This window comes from Saccharothrix sp. CCNWYY140 (assembly GCF_037401995.1).
Lineage (GTDB): Bacteria > Actinomycetota > Actinomycetes > Mycobacteriales > Pseudonocardiaceae > Actinosynnema.
Genome location: NZ_JBBEGC010000011.1, coordinates 91,509 through 112,766 on the forward strand (window position 1 = coordinate 91,509; position 21,258 = coordinate 112,766).

17 protein-coding genes are annotated in these 21,258 nt (G+C 72.5%); 10 read left to right on the top strand and 7 right to left on the bottom strand.

The window, feature by feature from the left end; translation table 11 throughout:
• Positions 1 to 3: 3 nt before the first annotated feature.
• A complete protein-coding gene (locus tag WBN91_RS09190) occupies positions 4 to 2,832 on the bottom strand; it encodes an aconitate hydratase (RefSeq protein ID WP_337726634.1) in 2,829 nt (942 codons plus the stop codon).
• 169 nt (positions 2,833 to 3,001) lie between these two features.
• Between WBN91_RS09190 and WBN91_RS09195 the strand changes: the two genes are divergently transcribed.
• Together WBN91_RS09195 and WBN91_RS09200 are read left to right on the top strand one after the other, a co-directional pair.
• Positions 3,002 to 3,745 (top strand): ABC transporter ATP-binding protein, encoded by a 744-nt coding sequence (locus WBN91_RS09195; protein ID WP_337726603.1) that lies wholly within the window; start codon positions 3,002 to 3,004, stop codon positions 3,743 to 3,745.
• Positions 3,742 to 4,386, top strand: a complete 645-nt coding sequence (locus WBN91_RS09200) for a hypothetical protein (protein ID WP_337726604.1) — start codon at positions 3,742 to 3,744, stop codon at positions 4,384 to 4,386. The genes WBN91_RS09195 and WBN91_RS09200 overlap by 4 nt, the downstream gene beginning before the upstream one ends.
• Positions 4,387 to 4,397: 11 nt before the next feature.
• Here WBN91_RS09200 and WBN91_RS09205 read toward each other — a convergent pair whose 3' ends face one another.
• The gene (locus WBN91_RS09205; protein ID WP_337726605.1) at positions 4,398 to 5,348 is read right to left on the bottom strand and encodes a helix-turn-helix transcriptional regulator; all 951 of its coding nucleotides are present in this window, start codon (positions 5,346 to 5,348) and stop codon (positions 4,398 to 4,400) included.
• 64 nt (positions 5,349 to 5,412) lie between these two features.
• On the opposite strand from WBN91_RS09205, the gene WBN91_RS09210 reads away from it, so the two are divergent.
• Positions 5,413 to 6,354 (top strand): alpha/beta fold hydrolase, encoded by a 942-nt coding sequence (locus WBN91_RS09210; protein ID WP_337726606.1) that lies wholly within the window; start codon positions 5,413 to 5,415, stop codon positions 6,352 to 6,354.
• Positions 6,355 to 6,412: 58 nt separating this feature from the next.
• On the opposite strand, the gene WBN91_RS09215 is transcribed toward WBN91_RS09210, so the two are convergent.
• The gene (locus WBN91_RS09215; protein ID WP_337726607.1) at positions 6,413 to 7,957 is read right to left on the bottom strand and encodes a DUF1720 domain-containing protein; all 1,545 of its coding nucleotides are present in this window, start codon (positions 7,955 to 7,957) and stop codon (positions 6,413 to 6,415) included.
• Entirely contained in the window at positions 7,954 to 8,406 is a 453-nt protein-coding gene (locus tag WBN91_RS09220; protein ID WP_337726608.1) for a hypothetical protein, read from the bottom strand. Before WBN91_RS09220 ends, WBN91_RS09215 begins: the two co-directional genes overlap by 4 nt.
• A 41-nt stretch (positions 8,407 to 8,447) precedes the next feature.
• Between WBN91_RS09220 and WBN91_RS09225 the strand changes: the two genes are divergently transcribed.
• The 3 genes from WBN91_RS09225 to WBN91_RS09235 all read left to right on the top strand — a co-directional run bounded on the left by WBN91_RS09225 (position 8,448) and on the right by WBN91_RS09235 (position 12,294).
• Entirely contained in the window at positions 8,448 to 9,221 is a 774-nt protein-coding gene (locus tag WBN91_RS09225) for an SIR2 family NAD-dependent protein deacylase (protein WP_337726609.1), read from the top strand.
• 99 nt (positions 9,222 to 9,320) lie between these two features.
• Complete coding sequence (locus WBN91_RS09230; RefSeq protein ID WP_337726610.1) at positions 9,321 to 10,850, top strand: AMP-binding protein; 1,530 nt, start codon at positions 9,321 to 9,323, stop codon at positions 10,848 to 10,850.
• Between the two features lie 175 nt (positions 10,851 to 11,025).
• Entirely contained in the window at positions 11,026 to 12,294 is a 1,269-nt protein-coding gene (locus tag WBN91_RS09235) for an NlpC/P60 family protein (protein ID WP_337726635.1), read from the top strand.
• Between the two features lie 60 nt (positions 12,295 to 12,354).
• On the opposite strand, the gene WBN91_RS09240 is transcribed toward WBN91_RS09235, so the two are convergent.
• From WBN91_RS09240 to WBN91_RS09250, 3 genes are all read right to left on the bottom strand, one after another.
• On the bottom strand, positions 12,355 to 13,377 hold the full coding sequence (locus WBN91_RS09240; RefSeq protein WP_337726611.1) for an LCP family protein: 1,023 nt from the start codon (positions 13,375 to 13,377) through the stop codon (positions 12,355 to 12,357).
• A complete protein-coding gene (locus WBN91_RS09245; protein ID WP_337726612.1) occupies positions 13,374 to 13,877 on the bottom strand; it encodes a SigE family RNA polymerase sigma factor in 504 nt (167 codons plus the stop codon). Before WBN91_RS09245 ends, WBN91_RS09240 begins: the two co-directional genes overlap by 4 nt.
• An 80-nt stretch (positions 13,878 to 13,957) precedes the next feature.
• Positions 13,958 to 16,672: an AfsR/SARP family transcriptional regulator gene (locus tag WBN91_RS09250; protein ID WP_337726613.1), complete on the bottom strand. Its 2,715-nt coding sequence runs from the start codon at positions 16,670 to 16,672 to the stop codon at positions 13,958 to 13,960.
• Between the two features lie 243 nt (positions 16,673 to 16,915).
• On the opposite strand from WBN91_RS09250, the gene mobA reads away from it, so the two are divergent.
• From mobA to WBN91_RS09270, 4 genes are all read left to right on the top strand, one after another.
• Positions 16,916 to 17,446, top strand: coding sequence for a molybdenum cofactor guanylyltransferase (gene mobA, locus WBN91_RS09255; protein WP_337726614.1), 531 nt, complete (start codon positions 16,916 to 16,918; stop codon positions 17,444 to 17,446).
• Between the two features lie 74 nt (positions 17,447 to 17,520).
• The gene (locus WBN91_RS09260; protein ID WP_337726615.1) at positions 17,521 to 18,552 is read left to right on the top strand and encodes an AAA family ATPase; all 1,032 of its coding nucleotides are present in this window, start codon (positions 17,521 to 17,523) and stop codon (positions 18,550 to 18,552) included.
• A gap of 65 nt (positions 18,553 to 18,617) precedes the next feature.
• Positions 18,618 to 19,499 (top strand): DUF58 domain-containing protein, encoded by an 882-nt coding sequence (locus WBN91_RS09265; RefSeq protein WP_337726636.1) that lies wholly within the window; start codon positions 18,618 to 18,620, stop codon positions 19,497 to 19,499.
• Entirely contained in the window at positions 19,499 to 20,464 is a 966-nt protein-coding gene (locus tag WBN91_RS09270) for a VWA domain-containing protein (protein ID WP_337726616.1), read from the top strand. The genes WBN91_RS09265 and WBN91_RS09270 overlap by 1 nt, the downstream gene beginning before the upstream one ends.
• Positions 20,465 to 21,258 lie beyond the last annotated feature (794 nt).

Sequence of the window (21,258 nt, forward strand, 5' to 3'; positions counted from 1 at the left end):
GAACTAGCTGCGGACCATCTTGCGCAGCACGTACTGCATGATGCCGCCGTTGCGGTAGTAGTCGGCCTCGCCGGGGGTGTCGATGCGGACGACCGCGTCGAACTCGATCTTCGCCCCGTCCGCCTTCGTGGCGACGACCTTGACCGTGCGCGGCGTGTCACCGTCGTTGAGCGCGGTGATGCCGGTGAAGTCGAAGGTCTCCGTGCCGTCCAGGCCCAGGGACGCCGCGGTCTCGCCGGCCGGGAACTGGAGCGGCAGCACGCCCATGCCGATCAGGTTGGACCGGTGGATGCGCTCGAAGGACTCGGCGATCACCGCCCGCACGCCCAGCAGCGAGGTGCCCTTCGCCGCCCAGTCGCGCGACGAACCCGAGCCGTACTCCTTGCCCGCCAGCACGACCAGCGGGATGCCCGCGGCGGCGTAGGCCACCGACGCGTCGTAGATGGTGGTCTGCGGCGCGTCCTCCTCCAGGAAGTTGCGGGTGAAGCCGCCCTGCACGTCGTCCAGCAGCAGGTTGCGCAACCGGATGTTGGCGAAGGTGCCGCGGATCATCACCTCGTGGTTGCCGCGGCGGGAGCCGTAGGAGTTGAAGTCCTTCCGGTCCACGCCGTGCTCGGTGAGGTACTTGCCCGCGGGCGAGTCGGCCTTGATGGCGCCGGCCGGGGAGATGTGGTCCGTGGTGACCGAGTCGCCCAGCAGCGCCAGCACGCGCGCGCCCGCGATCTCGGTGACCGGCTTCGGGTCCATCTCCATGCCCTCGAAGTACGGAGGCTTGCGCACGTAGGTGGACTCGGCGTCCCACTCGAAGGTCTTGCCGGTCGGCGTGGGCAGCGACTGCCAGCGCTGGTCGCCCGCGAACACGTCCGCGTAGCCCTTGGTGAAGCCCTCCGGCGAGATCGACGACGCGACGACCTCGGAGATCTCCTGCGGCGACGGCCAGATGTCGGACAGGTACACCGGGTTGCCCTGCGGGTCGGCGCCCAGCGGCTCGGTGGTGATGTCCTTGTCCATCGAACCGGCCAGCGCGTAGGCCACCACCAGCGGCGGGGACGCGAGGTAGTTCATCTTGATGTCCGGGTTGATCCGGCCCTCGAAGTTCCGGTTGCCCGACAGCACCGACACCGCGGCCAGGTCACCGGAGTTGATGCCGGCCGAGATCTCGTCCTGCAACGGGCCGGAGTTGCCGATGCACGTGGTGCAGCCGTAGCCGACCAGGTGGAAGCCCAGCTTCTCCAGGTACGGCAGCAGGCCGGCGCGCTCGTAGTAGTCCATGACGACCTTCGAGCCCGGCGCCAGGGTCGTCTTGACCCACGGCTTGCGCTCCAGGCCCTTCTCCACGGCCTTCTTCGCCAGCAGCGCCGCGCCGAGCATCACCGACGGGTTGGACGTGTTGGTGCACGAGGTGATCGCGGCGATCGCGACCGCGCCGTGGTCCAGCTCGAACTCCGCGCCGTCCACGGTCACCTTCACCGGGTTGGACGGACGGCCCTGCGCGCCCTCGGCGGCCGAGTGGAACACCCGCGGCTCGCCGCCGGAGTCGCCGTTGGACACCGAGATCGGGTCGCTGGCCGGGAAGGTCTCGTCCACGGCCTCGTCCACAGTGGACTTCGAGCTGTCCTCGGTGTGCGCCACGTACGCGCCCAGCGCCTGCCGGAACGCCTCCTTGGCGTCGGTCAGCTCGATGCGGTCCTGCGGGCGCTTCGGGCCGGCGATCGACGGGACGACCGTCGACAGGTCCAGCTCCAGGGTCTCGGAGTACACCGGCTCGTGCGCCGGGTCGTGCCACATGCCCTGTTCCTTGGCGTAGGCCTCGACCAGCGCCAGCTGCTCGGCCGAGCGGCCGGTCAGCTTCAGGTAGTCGATGGTCTCGCCGTCGATCGGGAAGATCGCGCAGGTCGAGCCGAACTCGGGGCTCATGTTGCCGATGGTGGCGCGGTTGGCCAGCGGCACCGCGCCCACGCCCGAGCCGTAGAACTCGACGAACTTGCCGACCACGCCGTGCTGGCGCAGCATCTCGGTGATCGTGAGCACCAGGTCGGTCGCGGTCGCGCCGGCGGGCAGCTCGCCGTGCAGCTTGAAGCCGACCACGCGCGGGATCAGCATCGACACCGGCTGGCCCAGCATGGCGGCCTCGGCCTCGATGCCGCCGACGCCCCAGCCCAGCACGCCGATGCCGTTGACCATCGTGGTGTGCGAGTCGGTGCCGACCAGCGTGTCCGGGTACGCCTGGCCACCGCGGACCATGACCACGCGGGCCAGGTGCTCGATGTTGACCTGGTGCACGATGCCGGTGCCCGGCGGGACGACCTTGAACTCGTCGAACGCCGTCTGGCCCCAGCGCAGGAACTGGTAGCGCTCCTTGTTGCGCTCGTACTCCAGGTCGACGTTGAGCTCGAAGGCGTCCGGGCGGCCGAAGATGTCGGCGATGACCGAGTGGTCGATGACCAGCTCGGCGGGCGCCAGCGGGTTGACCTTGGACGGGTCGCCGCCGAGCTGGGTGACGGCCTCGCGCATGGTGGCGAGGTCCACCACGCAGGGCACGCCGGTGAAGTCCTGCATCACCACGCGGGCGGGGGTGAACTGGATCTCCGTGTCCGGCTCGGCGGACGGGTCCCAGGAGGCCAGGGCGCGCACGTGGTCGGCGGTGATGTTCGCGCCGTCCTCGGTCCGCAGCAGGTTCTCCAGCAGGATCTTCAAGCTGTACGGCAGACGCTCGGCGCCCTCGACCGCGCTCAGCCGGAACACCTCGTACGAGGCGTCCCCCACGGTGAGCGTGCCGCGGGCGCCGAAGCTGTCCTTGCTGGTGCCTCCGGTGCCGGCAGGCACGGGCATCCCTGGTCCAGTCACGTGAAACTCCATCTGGTGACGCGCGAAGTCGGTTGGGGAACTTCTGGTGAGTCTTCCGCACCCGGGAGTGCGGCGCGCTCTCGACCTAAACAGTACGCGTGTCCTGTATTCGGCTTCAAGCCGGCCCCACGTAGATCGGAGCATCATCACACCCGTGGTCCGTCTTGATCGAATCGGGAAGCGGTACGGACGCGGTCCGTGGGTGCTGCGGGACGTGTCGCTGTCCGTCGAGCCCGGCGAGGCGGTGGTCGTCACCGGGGGCAACGGCTCGGGCAAGTCGACGTTGCTGCGCATCGCCGCCGGCCTCAGCAGGCCCACCTCGGGCTCGGTGTCGCGGCCCGCTTCGGTGGGGTGGATGCCCGAGCGCTTCCCGCCCGGCGTCCGGTTGAGCGCCCGTGACTACCTGCGGCACCTGGCGGCGGTGCGGGGTGTGCCGGTGCGGTGGGACCTGGTCGAGGCCCTGGGGTTCGTCGGCGACCCGGACGCGCCGATGGCCACCCTGTCCAAGGGCAACACGCAGAAGATCGCGCTGGTCCAGGCCCTGATGGCCCGGGACCTGCTGGTGCTGGACGAGCCGTGGTCGGGCCTGGACGCGGCGGCGGGCGAGGTGCTGCGGTCGGTGGTGACCGCGTCGGAGGCCGCCGTCCTGGTCACCGACCACCACGGCCACGACCTCCCCGGCGCGCGGGTGCTGCCGCTGGGAGCCGCCTCGAACGGAGTGGTGATCGAGTTGGCCCGGGTGGGGGAGCTGTTGTCCGAGGTCAGCGCGTTGGAGGGCGTGCTGTCGGCGGACCCGGTCGGTTCGGGGGCACGGGTCGAGGTCGCGGCTGCGCACAGTGACGAGGTGTTGGCGTCGGTGCTGCGGCTGGGGTGCTCGGTGCGGAGCGTGCGGTCGTGACGGCTCTGGTCCGGTACCTGCTGGCCGACGTCCTGCGCACCCAGCGCTGGCTGCCGCCGTTGCTGCTGTTCGGGGCCGTGCTGGCGATGTTGAACTCGTCCGACGCCGGCCCGCCGCTGTCGGCGTACGCCGGGACCTGCGTGTTCGTCTACCCGGTGGCGGTGTGGCTGACCATCGTCATCGCGACTGCCGAGGACCCGGTGCGCCGATCGGTGACCGTGGCGACCGCCGGGTGGGGACGGGTGCACGCGGCGGTGGCGGTGCTGTCGGGGTTGGCCGTGCTGGTCGTGGCGGCCCTGGCGACCCTGGTGCCGTTGCTGACCCAGCCCCGGCCGTACCCGCTGCCGGTGGTGCTGATCGGGTTCGTCGCACTGCTGGTGTGCGGGCTGACCGGGGTCGGCGTGGGCGTGCTGTGCGCGCGCCCGGTGGTCACGCAACACGGGTGGTCGGTGCTGCTCGCGGTCGCTCTCGTGTTCGCCGCGTTCCTGTTCGGCCAGGTGCCGCCCATCGGCAACGTCCTCGGCGCGCTCGGCCGCGACAGCGGCGTGGGAACCGCTCTCACCGTCTCCGGGGTCTGCGCCCTGGCCCTGACCATCGGCGCGACCTGGCTCGCCCGCACCCTCGGCCCACGGCGGACCTGAGTGGACCGGTCTCAGCCGTACCGCTCGACGAGCGCGCCGCCGATCCAGGCCAAGTGGTCCCGCACACCCGCGGGGCCGGTCACCTCCAGCCACTCGACCAGCCCGGCGAGCTCGCCCGCGAGCGCGTACTCGTTGTAGCCGCGGATCACGACCTCGACGCGGCCGTCGACCGTGGCGCCCCCGACCTGGAGCCGGTCGCCGAGCACCATCCGGAGCCGGGCCATCCCGTCGGGTGCGCAGATCGCCTGGATCTCGAGGGGCGTGCGCCTGCGGTCGACCTCGTCGGCGATCTCGCGCCAGCTCGCGGCGAGGTCGAAGTCGTCGGGTCGGCGCACGGGATCGCCGGTCGGGTCGGCGGACGACACGCGGTCGACCCGGAAGGTCCGCCTGCCCGCGTCGGTGTCGCAGACGAGGTACCACCAGTGGCCCTTGGCGACGATGCCCAGCGGATGGACGGTCCTCTCGGTCCCGATGCCGTTGCCGTCGACGTAGCCGAGCCGCACCTGGACGCCGCGGATCACCGCGTCCTGGAGGTCGTCGAGGAAGCGGGGCGGCGGCCGGTGCTCGACCCGGCTCGACCCCCACCGCTGCGGGTCCGTGACCAGCGACGACGCCGCCGCCTCGGCGTGCACCCGGAAAGGCTCGGGCAGGGCGCGGACGAGCTTGCGCAGCGCCGCTTTCACCGCGGGCGTCGCCGCCGAGGCCGGGCCGGCGACCAGGAACAGGGCGCGGGCTTCGCTCGCGGTCAGCCCGGACAGGTCGGTGCGGGCGCCGCCCACGAGGCGCCAACCGCCGCCCCGGCCCGGTGTGGAGTAGATGGGCACGCCGGCCATCGCCAGGGCGTCGAGGTCACGGCGGGCGGTGCGCTCGGACACCTCCATCTCCCGGGCGACGTCCGCCGCGGTCAGCTGCGCGCGCTGTTGCAGCAGCAGGAGGATGGCCATCAGCCGGTCGGCTCGCACGCCGCCGAGACTCGCACAGAAAACCGGTCATGGGGTGACCGGTTTCGGTCCGCACGATGGCGGCATGAACACCACAGACTTTCCCGAACCCACCCTCGTCCGCGTCAACGGCGTGGAACTGGAGGTGTTCGAAGCGGGCCGGGAGAACGTCGGCAAGCCCATTGTGCTCTGCCACGGCTGGCCGGAACACGCCTTCTCCTGGCGCCACCAGGTGCCGGCCCTGACCGCGGCGGGCTACCACGTGATCGTCCCGAACCAGCGGGGCTACGGCGGCTCGTCCCGCCCGAGCGAAGTGGCGGACTACGGCATCGAGCACCTGACGGGTGACCTCGTCGCACTCCTTGACCACTACGGCTACGAGGACGCCACCTTCGTCGGCCACGACTGGGGCGCGTTCGTCGTCTGGGGTCTGGCCCTGCTGCACCCGGACCGGGTGAACGGCGTGGTGGCCCTGAGCCTGCCCTACCAGGAGCGCGGCGAGACGCCCTGGATCGAGTTCATGGAGGCCGTGTTCGGCGGCGACTTCTACTTCGTCCACTTCAACCGGCAGCCGGGCGTCGCGGACGCCGTGCTCGACGGGAACACGGCCCGGTTCCTGCGCAACCTGTTCCGGAAGAACGTGCCCCCGCAACCGCCCCGGCCGGGTATGGCGATGATCGACCTCGCCAGGGCGGAGACACCTCTCGGCGAGCCCGTCATGAGCGACGACGAACTGGCCGTCTTCGTCTCCGCTTTCCAGTCGACCGGCTTCACCAGCAGCATCAACTGGTACCGGAACCTCGACCGCAACTGGCGCCTGCTGGCCGACGTGGACCCGGTCGTCCGGCAGCCCGCGCTCATGGTCTACGGCGACCGCGACACGATCCCGAGGTTCGAACGACTGGCGGAGTTCGTGCCGAATGCGGACGTGACGAGCCTGGACTGCGGTCACTGGATCCAGCAGGAAATGCCGGACGAGACGAACCAGGCGATCCTGAAGTGGCTGGACCAGCTGGCCACCATGTAGTCGCAAACGACGAAAGCCCCCGCCGGCCGGAGCCGAGCGGGGGCTTTCGTCGCGGGACTTACTTGACCAGCTTGAGCAGCTCGTCGATGTCCTTCGGCTCCAGGCCGCGCATGAGGGTCAGCACGACCTCGCTGTACGTCCGGATCGGGCTGACGTACCACTTGCCGTCCACCTCGGTCGCCACGACGCCCAGGCCGTCCTTGAGGACCTGCGCGCCGACGCGGGAGATCACGTCGACAGCCGCCGGCGGCACGTCGCGACCGCCCTGCTGCTCCACCAGCTGCGCGATCTCGTCGGCGCAGATCTTCTGCGACTTGCCGTCCGGCGCCTTGGCGGTGTAGCAGTCGCCGTCGCGGCTGATCTCGGCCTTCTTGCCCTTGACCTCGAGCACCAGCTTCTTGATGGTCAGCTGCTTGCCGCCGGTGACGTCCTTCGAGTCCGTCTCCAGCTCCACCAGCTTCGCGCCGCTGTCGCCCACGCGGCCGGCCTGGTCCAGCAGCACCGGGCCCAGGTCCTGGATGACGCCCATCTCGTCCGGCGGCAGCAGGGCGATGACGCCCTCCAGGTCACCGGCCAGGCTCTTCTCCACGATCTGCTTCGCCGCCGCCTCGGCGCTGTCCGCGCCGGCCGGCTTGATGCCCTGCGCGGGCCACTTCAGGTCCTCGTCCTCGAGGTAGGCGTTGGCGATCGTGTAGAACAGCGACGGGTACCAGTCGTCGCCGACCTTGATCGTCGCGATGCCGATCGGCTTGCCCTTGCGCTTGTCCTTCTCCTTGGCGAAGTCGAGCGTCTCGGTCTCGGGCTCCTGGTCCAGCTTCGCGCCCAGCGCCTTGACCAGCTTGTCGGTCAGCGGGATCTTCTTGACGTCCGAGGTCACCGTGATCTTGCCCTCGACCACCTTGTTGATGGTCAGGCGGTCGTTGACCTTCTCGGCGGCGGCGTCGTCGAACTTGATGCCCTCGCTCTTGATCTCGACACCGCTGATCTTCTGCGGGTCGGCGTCCTTCTTCAGGATCTCCAGCCGCTTGGCCTCGTCGACCGTGGCCTCGGTGTAGTCCTTGCTCAGCTTCGCCTCGGCCGGCGCCAGGCCGTTCATGATGCCCAGGACGTCACCGCTGCCCAGCGCGCTGAGCAGGTTGTTCGCCGCCGTGGTCGGGGTCTCCGAGCCCGCCGCCACGTCCGAGCTGCGCAGCGCCTGCACCGTGAAGAAGGTGCCCGCGGCCAGCGCGATCACGGCCACGATCGCCGTGACGATCAGGCCCGTGCGCTTCTTCTTGGGCGGCTCGCCGCCCGCGAAGCCGTAGGGCTGCTGCCCGAACGGCTGCTGCGGGCCGCCGAACCCGGGCTGCTGCCCGTAGCCCTGCTCCTGGCCGTACCCGGGCTGCTGGCCGTACCCCTGCTGGGGGAAGCCCTGCGGACCGGTCTGCGGGAAGCCCTGCTGGGGCTGGGGACCGGTCTGCGGGTACCCGCCCGGCTGCTGCTGCCCGTAACCGGGCTGCGGCTGCTGCGGGTAGCCGCCCTGCTGGCCGAAGCCGGGCTGCGGCTGGCCGTAGGGGTTGTTCTGCGGTGGCCATTCGCCTCCGCCGCCACCTGGGTAGCTCACGGTGCTCCTCCTGGACTCACGATCACGGTGCGGGATTTCGCGGTGAGCACGGTGATCGCACCCGCGACCCCCAGCAACGCACCACCGAGGGTCACCAGCGGCCCGGTCGGGGTGATCCCGACCAGTGCTCCCTCGTTGCCCCCTTGGACGGCGGCAAGGGCCGCCACCGTTCCCGCAATCGTGCCAAAAACCAGGGCGACGCATGCGGCGAACCGGTGAAGTCGCAGCACCCAAAGCACCACGCAGGACACCGCCAAGGGGGTGATCGCCACCCACACGCCCCGCACCACCTCGCCCGCCGTGCCGTCCAACCCGGCGAAACCACGGAACGCGAGCACCTCGTAACTGTTCCGCACCACCGTCCCCGACCGCAGCCACGGCAGGAACGCCCCCGCCACCCCTGTGATCAAGCCGACAACCCCGACGACCGCACCCCACGTCCTGCGCACCGGGTCATGCTCGCAAACCGGCGGCGTGCGAGGGTGGGCGCATGGACGCACGGGACGCGATGGCCGCGGCGCGGCGGATCACCGTGCTCACCGGGGCCGGGGTGTCGACCGGGTCGGGCATCCCCGACTTCCGCGGACCGTCCGGGCTGTGGACCGAGCTGGGCCGCGAGTTCACCCTGGAGAGCTACCTGAACGACTCGTCCGTGCGGCGGGCGGCGTGGCGGTTCCGCGTCGACCACCCGATGTGGACGGCTGCGCCCAACGCCGCGCACCGGGCGCTGGTGGACCTGGAACGCGCCGGACGGCTGCGGACCCTGCTGACCCAGAACGTCGACGGGCTGCACCAGCGGGCCGGGTCGTCCGGGGTGGTGGAGCTGCACGGGTCGATGCTGGGGACGGTGTGCGTGGACTGCGGAGCGCCGGGCTCGATGGCCGACGCGCTGGCGCGGGTGCGGGCGGGGGAGGAGGACCCGGACTGCACCACGTGCGGCGGCACCCTCAAGTCCACCGCGGTGGTGTTCGGCGAGCCGCTGGACCCCGACGTGCTGCGGCGGTCCCGGATGGCGGCGCTGGACTGCGACCTCATGCTGGTGGCGGGCACCTCGCTGCTGGTGGAACCGGCGGCCGGGCTGGTGGGCCTGGCGGCGCAGGCCGGTGCCGCGGTCGTGATCTGCAACGACGAGCCGACGCCCTACGACGGGGTCGCCACGGCGCTGGTGCGCGACCGGGTCGAGGAGGTCCTGCCCGAGCTGGTGGCGGTGCCCGTGACGGACTCCGGGCCGGTGCGCACGTGGGGCGACCCGAGCACCTGGTGATCACCCCGCACGCGACCAGCTTCATGCCTCGCGTGCAGGAGGAGCCGGGCCGAACTGGTGAGTAGCCGTGTGTGACGCAGGTCAATAAGGTGCTCGCGTATGCGCGTACCCCTCACAGTCGCCGACTTCCTCTACCGCGCCGAGCACGTCCACGCGGACACCACCGCCACCGTCGACGAGCCGAACCAGCCCGCCGCGCCCGTGCCCACCACGACCTACCGCCGGTTCGCCGACCGGGTTCGCGCCTGGCAGGCGGGGCTGGACGCGTTGGGGGTCGGGGAAGGCGAGCGCGTCGCCGTGGTCAGCCACAACTCCGCCCGCCTGCTCGAACTGCTGCACGCCGTCCCCGCGAGCGGCCGGATCTGCGTGCCGGTGAACTTCCGGCTGCGGCCCGACGAGGTGTCCTACATCGTCGAGCACAGCGGGGCCTCCGTGCTGCTCGTGGACCCCGAGTTGGAGCTCGACCAGGTCACCGCCCGCCACCGCTTCACCCTCGGCGAGGAGACCGAACAGCTGCTGCGCTTCGACACCGAGCCGCGCCCCTGGGCGGAGCCGGACGAGGACGCGACGGCCACGATCAACTACACCTCCGGCACGACGGCGCGCCCCAAGGGCGTCCAGATGACGCACCGCAACATCTGGCTCAACGCCGTCACCTTCGCCATGCACACCCGCGCGTGGGAGCGGGACGTCTACATGCACGTCCTGCCGATGTTCCACTGCAACGGCTGGGGCATGCCGTTCGGCTTGGCGGGCCTGGGCGTGCCGCAGGTGGTGCTGCGCAAGGTGGACGGCGCGGAGATCCTGCGCCGGGTGCGCGACCACGGCGTCACGCTGATGTGCGGTGCGCCGGCCGTGTGGAACGCCGTGCTGGACGCCGCGCAGACGTGGGACGGCGAGATCCCCGGCCGGGACAAAGTGCGCATCGTGTGCGCGGGCGCACCGCCGCCCAGCCGCACCATCGCCCGCGTGGGTGAGGAACTTGGTTGGGAATTCCTCCAGCTCTACGGCCTGACCGAGACCTCCCCGCTGCTCACGTTCAACCGCACCCGCCCCGGCGACGACGACCTCCCGGCCGAGGACCGGGCGCGCAAGCTGTCGCGGGCCGGTGCGCCGGGGCTCGGGGTCCGGCTGCGCATCGCCGAGTCCGGCGAGGTCATGGCGCGCACCAACAACGTCATGGCGGGCTACTGGGAGAACCCGCGGGCCACCGCCGAGGCGATCGAGGACGGCTGGTTCCACACCGGTGACGGCGGCACGCTGGACGACGAGGGCCACCTCACGATCTCCGACCGCAAGAAGGACGTGATCATCACCGGCGGGGAGAACGTGTCGTCCATCGAGGTCGAGGACGCCCTGTTCAGCCACCCCGCCGTGGCCGAGGCGGCGGTGATCGGCGTGCCGCACGACAAGTGGGGTGAAACGATCAAGGCGCTGGTCGTGCCGGCCGAGGGCGCGCAGGTCACCGAGGCCGAGCTGATCGCGCACTGCAAGCAGCGGCTGGCCGGGTACAAGGCGCCCACGTCGGTGGAGTTCCGGGACGCGATCCCGCGCACGGCCACCGGCAAGGTGCAGAAGTTCAAGCTCCGCGAGCCGTACTGGGCCGACCTCGACCGGAAGGTCAACTAGCACACACCAGCGGTAAACATCTGTGACCCATGTGGCTGAAGTTCATGCTGGGTCAATTGGAAACCTTGGTGTTGGAGTGGCACAGTCTCGGAACGTGTCCGCGTCACGCCATTCGGTGGAACGCGGTTCGGCCGAGCGGGGTGGGGAGGCGGGTGTCGTGACCCGGTGGGTGATCATGCTGGCCGCGGCGCTCGTCCTGTTCCCCGGTGTGGCGGCAGCGGTGCCACCGCCGCCGCCCAACCCCGGTGACGACCAGATCAGCGCCGGTCGGCGCGAGGCCGACGCCAAGGCCGCCCGCGTCGGCGAGCTGACCAGTCAGCTGACCGCCGCCGAGGCGGAGCTGCACAAGCTCACCGACGACGTCGCCCAGAAGATGGAGTCGGCCAACAAGGCCCGCGTCGACCTGGAGACCGCGCAGGACGAGGCGACCAAGGCCCGGCAGGCCGCCGACGCCGCCCGCACCGAGGCCGACGCGGCCGGCCGGGCCGTCGCCGCGGCCCGTACCGCGCTCGACGAGTTCGCCGCCGCCAGCTACCAGCAGGGCAGCACGATCGGGTCGCTGTCGGCCTACCTGGGCGCGTCCAGCCCGGAGGACCTGTTGGCCCGCAACCAACTCCTCGCGGCGGTCGGCGACGCCAACCTCAACGCGCTCGACGACGTCGAGTGGGCGCGGTCGGAACAAGCCAACAAGGACGCGGCGGCCCGCGCCGCGCTGGAGTTGGCCAACCAGAAGCAGGCGGCGGCCGAGCAGGCCAAGCTCGACGCCGACACCGCCCACCAGGTCGCCGCCCAGGCCCGGCAGGGCCAGGCCGCGCGGGCGGCGGCGATCGAGGGCGACAAGAGCCGCGTCGAGGCCGAGCTGACCGAGGCGCTGGGCGCGGTGCAGAGCCTCGAAAGCCAGCGCGCGCAGTACAACCAGTGGGTCGAGGCCAAGCGCCGCGAGGAGGAGGAAGCCGCTCGCCAGGCCGCGCTGGCCGCCAAGCCCAGCGCCCCGGTCAACCGCCCGGTGTCCGCGCCCAGTGCCGGCGGTGGCGTGGAGACCGTGGTGGCGCGGGCGTTGTCGCAGCTGGGTGTGCGCTACTCGTGGGGCGGCGGCAACTACAACGGTCCGACCGTGGGCGTGCGCGACTGGGGCGTGGGCGACTCGTACGGCGACTACTACACCGTCGGCTTCGACTGCTCGGGCCTGATGATGTACGCCTTCGCAGGCGCCGGCGTGTACCTCCAGCACTACAGCGGCTACCAGTACAACTCCGGCCGCAAGGTGCCGTTGGCGCAGATGCAACGCGGCGACATGCTCTTCTGGGGACCGGGCGGCGGCACGCACGTGGCCCTGTACCTGGGCGGCGGCATGATGGTCGAGGCCCCGTACTCCGGCTCGGCGGTCCGGGTGGCCCCGGTCCGCTACGGCGGCATCATGCCCTACGCCGTGCGGCTGCTCTAGGAACGCCACAGCTCACCACCGGCCGGTCCCGGCACGGTGGTGAGCCTCCTGTGTGGACGGTCAGTCCACGCACACCGGGCCGTCGCCCGGGGTCGGGGTGCCCGAGGGCGTCCCGGCCGGCTGGTCGGCGAAGAACGTGCCGACGTGTCCTCGCACCGCCGCGGGGTCGGCGTGCAGGACGTGGATGTCGCCCTCCACGCCGGGCTCCACCGGGATGGTGGTGGCGCGGATCGGCGCCCCGGCGGTCAGGCCGCGGGCGAAGGTGAGCAGGTCCCAGCCCTCGTCGGTCCGGACGTTCGTCTTGATCACGCCCAGCAGCGCCGCGACGCCCTCGGTGTTCTCCAGGAACGCCCGGTTCAGCAGCTTGGCGCCCAGCCCGGACAGGAAGGCCTGCTGCCGGCGCACGCGGTCCAGGTCGCCTTCGGGCAGGGCGTAGCGCTGGCGCACGAAGTCCAGAGCGCGGTCGCCGGCCAGGACCTGGCGGCCAGCCGGGAACACGGCACCGGTCACGACGTCCTTCGACGACGCGTTCAGGCACACCTCGACCCCGTTGACGGCGTCGGCAAGCCGGGCGAACGCGCTCATCTCGACCACGGCGTAGTGGTCGATCTTCGCCCCGGTCAGCGCCGACACGATCTGCGACAGCGCCTGCGCGCCGCCCACCGCGCCACCGGACTCCTTGCCCCCCGTGTAGACCAAGGTCAGCTTCTGCATGCCCTGACCAGGCACTTCGACCCACGAGTCGCGGGGCAGCGACACCACCGCCACCCCGGTCGACGTCACCCGGGCCAGGGCGACGGTGTCGGCGTGCGCGTACTCGTCCAAGCCCACCAGCAGCACGTTCTGCGGCGCCATCGGCGTGACGGCGGTCGAGGAGGTGGCGGGGGGCGCGGCCTCGCGGGACACCGTCATCGGCACCACGACCGCCACGGCCGCCGCGGCGGCGGTCAGCGCGGCCACCGCCAGCAGGGGACCGGGGCGGCGGCGGGCGCGGCGGCGCTGGAGCTGCGCCATCACCTCGCGGGCGTCCACCGCCTCGGCGGCCTCGGCCGCGATGGCCTCCCGGATCAAGTGGTCGTTCACCGCAGCACCTCCACCGGCGTGTTCTCGTTGACGCGCAACGTCTTCAGCGCGCGTGAAATGTGGCTGCGCACGGTGCTCTCCGTGCAGCCGAGCACGGCGGCGATCTCCGCGTCCGTGCTGTCCTCGTAGTAGCGCAGCACCAGCGCCGCCCGCTGCCGGCGCGGCAGCACGGCGATCCGCCGCCGCATGGCGTCCCGCTCCGCGTGCCGCGTGGCGTGGTCGGCCACCGGGGGCGCGACCTCCTCCAGCGCGGCGTGCGAGGCGGACACGTCCCGCGCGGCCCGGCGGCGGCGCCACGAGAGGTACTCGTTGGTCACCATCCGCTTCACGTAGAGGTAGGGCGCGTCCATGCCGGAGATCCGCGCCCACCGCCCGCGGGCGCGCAGCAGCACGTCCTGCACGATGTCGTTCGCGAGGTGCTTGTCGCACGTCATCGCGGTGGCGTAGCGCAAAAGCCGATCGAGCCGATCGGCGACGAACTCGTCGAACCCGTCTGGCACGTCGCCCCCTTCTGCCGAGTTGTCGTCTGCGCCCGGGAAACCCCCCGAGCCGACGCCCCCGTTGAACGGTGTGACCGGGCTCACTCGCCGAGAGCCGTGCGGACGCGGTCGGCCTCCGCGGTCCGGTGCTGGGCGGTGTGCAGGCGGAGGGCTTCCCGCCAGGTGCGGCGGGCCTCGGCGGGTTCGCCCAGGTCGGACAGCACGTGGCCGAGGCGTTCCAGGGTGTTGGCCTCCTCGTAGCTGTGGCCCAGTTCGCGCAACAGGGCCAGCGCGCGTTCGTAGTGGTCGCGGGCGTCGGCGTGGCGGCCGGTGCGGTGGGCCAGCGTGGCCAGGCTGTCCAGGGTGTTGGCGACGCCGGCGGTGTTGTCCTGGGCCGTGTAGAGGTCGAGGGCCTCGCCGAGCAGGGTTCGGGCGCGGTCCTCGTGGCCGCCCAGGTGGGTGGCGTGCCAGCCGGCGGCGTTGAGGGCGTCGGCCACGCCCACCTCGTCGTCCAGCCGCCGGTACAGGGCCAGGGACTGCTCGCTGTGGTGCAGCGCGGTGGCGGGGTCGCCGGCGTCGCCCAGGGTGCGGGCCAGCGCGTAGTGGGTGTGGGCCTGGGCCAGCAGGTCGTCGGCCCGCTCCGCCAGCGCCAGCGCCTGCCGCAGGTGGGACAGGGCCTCGTCGCGCCGGCCCAGGCAGTCGGCCGCGTACCCCAGGAGCCGGTGGGCGCGCGTGCGCACGTCGTGGTCGGACAACACCTCGGCCGCCGCCGCGCCGGCCTGCCACACCGCGTACTCGTCGGCCAGCAGGCCCTGCCGGAAGTGGTAGTCGTCCAGGGTCCACGCCAGCTGCCACACCGCCTTGTGCCACCCGCGTTCCGCCGCGAGCCGCTGCACGGCAAGCAGGCTCTGGTGTTCCGCGGCGAACCACTCCCACTCGTCCCCGGCCGGCTGGTCCGGCACGCACCCCGGCACCGCCTCGTCCAGCTCGATCGGCAGCCGGTACGGCTCGGTGACCCGGACCATCGCGAACGCCGTGTGCAGGTAGAAGTCGACCAGCCGCCGCTGGCCCGCCACCGAGTCCGGGCACTCGGCCGCGCGTTCGGCCGCGTACAGCCGCAGCAGGTCGTGCAGGCGGAACCGGTCGGGCGCGTGCTGCTGCACCAGGTGCGCGGCGGTCAGCTCGCGCAGCACCGCCGCGACCCGGGCGCGGGGGAGGCCGGTCAGCGACGCGGCGGCGGACAGGCTGACGTCGGGGCCGGGCACCACGCCCAGCAGCCGGAACACCGCCGCCGTCTCCTCGGGCAGCGCCCGGTAGGACCACGAGAACACCGCGTCCAGCGCGGTCTCCCCGGTGTCCAGGGCGGCCAGCCCGGCCGAGCGCAGCTCCGCCGCCCACACCGCGAGCGGGAACGACGGGTGCGCCGCCGCGCGGGCCGCCGTGATCGCCAGGGCCAGCGGCAACCCGGCGCAGCGGGCCAGCAGCTCCGCGACCGCCTCGGGCTCGGCCGCCACCCGGTCCGCGCCCAGGTGCCGGGCCAGCAGGTCGCGCGCCTCGGCGTCGTCCAGGACGTCCAGCTCGACGGTGTGCGCGCCGTGCTCGGCGACCAGTCCGGGCAGCCGCCGCCTGCTGGTGACCACGACCGCGCACGTCGGGCTGCCCGGCAGCAGCGGCGCGACCTGCGCCGAGTCGGCCGCGTTGTCCAGCACGACCAGCAGCCGCCGCCCGGCCACCAGGCTCCGGTACAGCGCGGACTGCGCGTCCGGGTCGGCGGGCACGGCGGAGGCGGGCACGCCCAGCGCGTCCAGGAACCCGCGCACCGCCACCGACGGCGGCACGGGATCGCCCGCCGGCGCGAACCCGCGCAGGTTGACGTGCAGCTGGCCGTCGGGGAACCGGTCCACGTGCTGGTGCGCCCAGTGCAGCGCGAGCCACGTCTTGCCGATGCCGCCCGCGCCGCCGACCACCGACACCGGCACGCCGTCGCCCGCGTCCAGCGCCTTGGTCAGCCGCGCCAGGTCGTCGTCGCGGCCGGTGAACAGCCGGGGCGGGGAGGGCAGCTGGCGGGGCACGGGCACGCCGGTCGGCCGGTCCAGCGCAGGGTCGGCGGTGAGCACCTGGCGGTGCAGCTCGCGCAGCGCGGGACCGGGGTCGGCGCCCAGTTCGTCGGCCAGGGTGCGGCGCAGCAGGTCGTAGTGGCCCAGGGCGTCGGCCTGCCGGCCCGCCCGGTACAGCGCGGTGATCAGCTGCGCGGCCAGCCGCTCGTCCAGCGGGTGCTCCTGCGCGCGGGTGAGCAGCCGGGGCAGCACCTCGTCGTGGCGGCCCAGCCGCAGCGCCAGGTCCGCGTGGTCCAGTTCGGCGGCGGCCCGCTCGCTGTCCAGCGCCGTGCGCACCGCCGTCAGCCACGGCGTGTCCAGGCCCGCGAACGCCTCGCCCCGCCACAGCCCCAGCGCCTCGTCCAGCAGGGCGAACGCCTCCTCGTCGTGCCGGGCGGACCTGGCGGCGGCGGTCAGCGCGCGGAACCGGTGCAGGTCCACCGCCTCGGCGTCGACCACCAGCCGGTAGCCGCCGGACCGGCGTTCCAGCACCGCGCCCGGCGGGAGCGCGCGCCGCAGCCGCGCCACGTAGGTGTGCAGGGTGTTGCGGGCGCGCGGCGACGCGTCCGGCCCCCACACCCGGTCGACCAGCGCGTCCTGCGGCACGACGCTGCCCGCGTCGACCAACAGCGCCACCAGCACGCACTGCTGACGGGCGTGCCCGACATCGGCCGCCCGGCCGCCCGCGTACGCGGCCACGGAGCCCAGAACCGTGAACACCACACCCCCCGGAATGTCCGCTACCAGCGGATTCAAGGATCGTTCCACATCCGCGCCCTACGCTCCCGCCATCCTGTCAACGCGGTCGAACCCGACGGGGAAGGCGGGTCGGCGGTACGCGGCCCGGGACCCGGGGGGCACGTGGTCCGGCCGGTCGCGGACAGGACCGGGGGGTGATCAGGTGTCGTCGGGGACGGTCGTTCCCGACGACACCTGGCCGACGCGGGTGTGATGATCTGCGGCGTGGACGACGCGTGGGACGCCGTGGTGCTGGCCGGCGGGCGCGGCAGCCGCCTCGGCGGGGTGGACAAGGCCGCGGTCGAGGTCGGCGGGCGGACCCTGCTGGAACGGGCGCTGGACGCCGTGCGCGGCGCGCGCCGGATCGTGGTGGTGGGACCCGAGAAGTCTGTGCCCGGGGTGGTGTGGACGCGCGAGGACCCGCCCGGTGGGGGACCGGTGGCGGGCTTGGCCGCCGGACTCGCCCTGGTCACAGCGCCGCGGGTGGTCGTGCTGGCCGTGGACCAGCCCGGTGTCACGGCGGGCACCGTGGCCCGGCTCGTGGCGGTCGGCGGTTCCGCTGTGCTGGTGGACGCGGACGGCCGGGAGCAGTGGCTGACCGGGGTGTGGCGCACGGTCGACCTGCGCGCGGCGGTGCCGGAAGACCCTCGGGACAAGTCGATGCGGTCGGTGGTCGGCCCGCTTGAACCCGTTCGAGTGAGCGGTTCCCCCGAAGAGACCAGTGACGTGGACACGCCGGGTGATCTCGGGCGTTAGGACCCCTTCACAAGCGCCACACCGTCGACAAGGAAGACTTGGGCACCGTCGCACAACCCCGTCTAGGAGGACCGTTGTCCGAGCCCGCCGCCGAGGCGCCCAACACGCCGGCTCGTGACGCCCAGTTGCTCGAACGCACCGTGTTCGAGGTCAAGCGGGTGATCGTCGGCCAGGACCGGCTGGTCGAGCGCATGCTCGTCGGCCTGCTGGCCAAGGGGCACCTGCTGCTGGAAGGCGTGCCCGGCGTGGCCAAGACGCTGGCCGTGGAGACCTTCGCCAACGTCGTGGGCGGGTCGTTCTCGCGCGTCCAGTTCACCCCGGACCTGGTGCCCGCCGACATCCTCGGCACCCGCATCTACCGGCAGGGCAGCGAGACCTTCGACGTCGAACTCGGCCCCGTCGTGGCCAACTTCGTGCTCGCCGACGAGATCAACCGCGCGCCCGCCAAGGTGCAGAGCGCGATGCTGGAGGTCATGGCCGAGCGGCACGTGTCCATCGGCGGCAAGACCTTCCCGATGCCCAACCCGTTCCTGGTGCTGGCCACCCAGAACCCCATCGAGAACGAGGGCGTCTACCCGCTGCCCGAGGCGCAGCGCGACCGCTTCCTGTTCAAGATCCAGGTCGAGTACCCGACCGCGGAGGAGGAGCGGGAGATCGTCTACCGGATGGGCGTCGAGCCGCCCGTCCCGCACCAGGTGCTCAGCCCCGAGGAACTGGTCCGCCTCCAGGGCGTGGCGTCCAAGGTGTTCGTGCACCACGCGCTGGTGGACTACGTGGTGCGGCTGGTCATCGCGACCCGCGCGCCCAAGGAGCACCAGCTCACCGACGTGGCCGGCTGGGTCGCCTACGGCGCCTCGCCGCGCGCCTCGCTGGGCATCATCGCCGCCGCCCGCGCGCTGGCCCTGGTCCGGGGTCGGGACTACGTGCTGCCCCAGGACGTCGTGGACGTCGTGCCCGACGTGCTGCGGCACCGGCTCGTGCTGTCCTACGACGCGCTGGCCGACGGCGTGCCGCTGGACCACATCATCACGCGGGTGCTCCAGACCGTGCCGCTGCCGCAGGTCTCCGCCCGTCCGCAGGCGCCGCAGCCCGCGGGTAGGCCGTGACCTCCGAAGAGCCCTCCGCCGACGCGCGCCCCTCGTGGGCCCCGCCGGTCCTGCACGGCGGTCGCATGGAGGCCGCGCTGCGCACCCTGGAGCTGGAGGTCCGCCGCCGGCTGGACGGCCTGCTCCAGGGCAACCACCTGGGCCTGGTGCCCGGACCCGGTTCCGAGCCCGGCGAGGCCCGGCCCTACCAGCCCGGCGACGACGTGCGCCGGATGGACTGGGCGGTCACCGCGCGCACCACCGTTCCGCACATCCGCGAGACCGTCGCCGACCGCGAGCTGGAGACGTGGCTGGCGATCGACCTGTCCCCGTCCCTGGACTTCGGCACCGCCGCGTGCGAGAAGCGCGACCTGGTCGTGGCGGCCACCGCGGCCGTCGCACACCTGACCCGCGGCGGCGGCAACCGGATCGGCGCCCTGGTGTCCACCGGCGAGAAGCTGGTCCGCGTGCCCGCCCGAGGCGGCCTGGCACACGCGCGCAGCCTCATCCGCAAGGTCGCCGAGACCCCTCGCGCACCCGAAGGCACCCGCGGTTCCCTGACAGACTTGGTCGAGCAACTACGCCGCCCGCCACGCCGGCGTGGACTCGTCGTGGTGATCTCGGACTTCCTGGGCGGCACGGAGTGGCAACGCCCGCTGCGCGCCCTGTCCGCAAGGCACGACCTGGTGGCCATCGAGGTCGTCGACCCGCGCGACATCGACCTGCCCGAGGTGGGCACGGTCGTCCTGGCCGACCCGGAATCCGGTCGCCAGCGCGAGATCGTGGCTTCACCGCTGCTGCGACGTGAGTTCGCGGCGGCGGCGGCCGAACACCGCGCCGGCGTGGCCGCCGGACTGCGCCAGGCAGGCGCCGGACACCTGGTGCTGCGCACCGACTCGGACTGGATCGCCGACACCGTGCGCTTCGTGGTGGCCCGCAAGCGCCGTTGGTCGGGAGGGGTGGCCTGATGAGCTTCTCGGGTTTCACCGCGGCGTGGTGGTTCCTGCTGCTGATCGCGGTGGCCGGCATCGCCGTGCTGTACGTGGTGATCCAGCGCGTGCTGCGCAAGCGGATGCTGCGTTTCGCGAACCTGTCGATGCTGGAGAAGGTCGCACCGCGCAAGCAGGGTTGGTGGCGCCACGCGCCCGCCGCCGTGCTGCTGGTCGCGTTCATCCTGCTGACCGTGGCGCTGGCCGGCCCGACCGCGGAACAGAAGGTCCCCCGCAACCGTGCCACGGTCATGCTGGTGATCGACACGTCACTGTCCATGAAGGCCACCGACGTCCAGCCGTCGAGGCTGGAGGCGGCGCAGGTGGCGGCGAAGTCCTTCGCGGACGGCCTGACCCCTGGCATCAACCTGGGCCTGATCTCCTTCGCCGGCAGCGCCACGGTCCTGGTCGCACCCACCACCGACCGCGGCGCGGTGACCCAGAGCATCGACGGCCTGAAACTGGCCCAAGCCACCGCAACCGGTGACGCCATCGTGGCGGCCCTGGCGGCGATCGACTCCTTCGGCAAGGTCGTCGGCGGCGCGGACGGCCCTCCGCCGGCCCGCATCGTCCTGATGACGGACGGCAAGGAGACCGTGGGCACGCGGAGGGCGTTCGACGCGGCGGAGGACGCGAAGAAGGCGGGCATCCCGATCTCCACGATTTCGTTCGGAACCGAGGACGGCGTGGTCGAGATCGAGGGCCGCCGGCAGGAGGTGCCGGTGGACGACGACTCGATGAAGGAGATCGCCAAGCTGTCGGGCGGCGAGTTCTTCAAGGCAGCGAGCGCCGAGGAACTGCGGCGGGTGTACGACACGCTGGGCGAACAGATCGGCTACGAGAAGAAACAGGCCGACGCCAGCCGCCCGTGGGTAGTCTTCGGCACCCTGGCAGCCCTGATCGCAGTAGCCGGCGCCTTGCTCCTAGGCCAACGCCTCCCCTAACCGCGGCCCTCCGTGGCCCCTCGCCCTCTGCCCCGACCCCACCCTGCTCCGGCACGCCCTTGCCTCTGCACGCCCTGGCACGGCACGCCCAACCCCGACACGCCCAACCCCGACACGCCCTGCCTGCCTCGGCCCGCGCCTCTGCCACAACGCTCCGCCGCCGCCACGCCTGGGATTGTCGGTCCCCCGTGGGACGATCGAAGCGGGGGCCGGAGGCCACGCCCACGCATGGCACCAGCGAGGAGAGCTGCTGGCGGCGCTGTGGAAACAGGGCTGCCGCGACTGGTGGAGCTGCGGGTAAGCGGTCGGCGCGGCTGGTGGTGGCGCTGGGAGAACAGAGCTGGCGCTGCTGCGGGCGGGCGGTCGGAGCGGCGAGAACCGGGCCGGGGCGGTTGGTGGCGCTGCGGGCACAGGGCTGGCGCGGCTGGTGGAGCTGCGGCTGCGCGGCCGGGCGGTGCTGCGGGCGAGCGGCCGGCGCGGCTGGTGGCGCTGGGGGAGCAGGGCCGGCGCGGCGGGCAGGTACAGGGCCGGCGCGGCGGGCGAGTGGCAGGGCGGCGCGGTAGCGGGCTCGCTTGGGGTGCGGCGGCTTGCTTGATGCGGCGCGGGCTTTCAAGCCTGCGGTTGCGCGGCGGGCTGGCAGCGGGGTGCAGCCAGTGGCGGTGCTGTGGGGCGTGGCGGAGTCGGGCGGCCGGGCTGTTGGGTGCCTGGCGCTGTTTGGTGCCGGGCTGGTTGGCCACCGGTCTGTGGGTCACCGATTTGCTGGGCGCGGGCCACGGCCCCCGATATCCATTCTA